The organism is Vibrio sp. 970, from assembly GCF_033339075.1.
This window is the reverse complement of the sequence record NZ_JAWOTW010000327.1, coordinates 1-694: the sequence shown is the minus strand read 5'-3', so window position 1 is coordinate 694 and position 694 is coordinate 1. Positions and strand designations below refer to the sequence as shown.

1 protein-coding gene is annotated in these 694 nt (G+C 45.5%); it reads left to right on the top strand.

The features are described from left to right. The coding region (gene pgeF / locus R7Q11_RS26460; RefSeq protein WP_225467033.1) for a peptidoglycan editing factor PgeF at positions 1-552 on the top strand (552 nt) is incomplete at its 5' end. Positions 553-694: the final 142 nt, after the last annotated feature.

Below are 694 nucleotides of genomic sequence, written 5' to 3'. Positions count from 1 at the left end.
CCAAGTGCGCCAATTTGGTTAAACCAAACTCATTCTACTGTCGTTGCCCATGCGAATGCTCCTACGCCAATAGTGCTTGATGCTGATGGCATCTTCACATCGGCGAGTAATGTCGTGTGTTCAGCAATGACCGCTGATTGTTTGCCTGTACTGCTGACGAATACTCAAGGTACTCAAGTTGCAGCAGTTCATGCTGGTTGGCGTGGTTTGGCAAATGGTATCGTTGAAAATGCTCTCGCATTATTTTCGGGTGATGTGATGGCATGGTTAGGGCCTGCTATTGGTCCACAGGCGTTTGAAGTGGGCGAAGATGTTCTACAAGCGTTTGTCGATTTTGACTCAAAAGCTCAGCGCGCATTTACCCCTCGTAATGTAGAAGGTAAATGGCTTGCCAACATGTCGCAATTAGCGACGCAGCGTCTCAACAGGGCTGGCGTCTCGCAAGTTTTCGATTCCGGTTTGTGTACTTACCAAGATAAAGAGTCCTTTTATTCTTACCGCCGAGATGGTGTGACAGGGAGACAAGCTACGTTTATCTGGATTGAAGAGTAAGCCTCATAAAGCTCAAAAGAGCTGAGATGCATAGTTCTATTTTTGCAAAGCTATCTTTATTCATTCACTCCCTTGAAATTCCCCTCCTGAGTATCCATCTTTCTACTGTCAAAAGAATTCTCTTTAATCGAGGTTAGGAAGG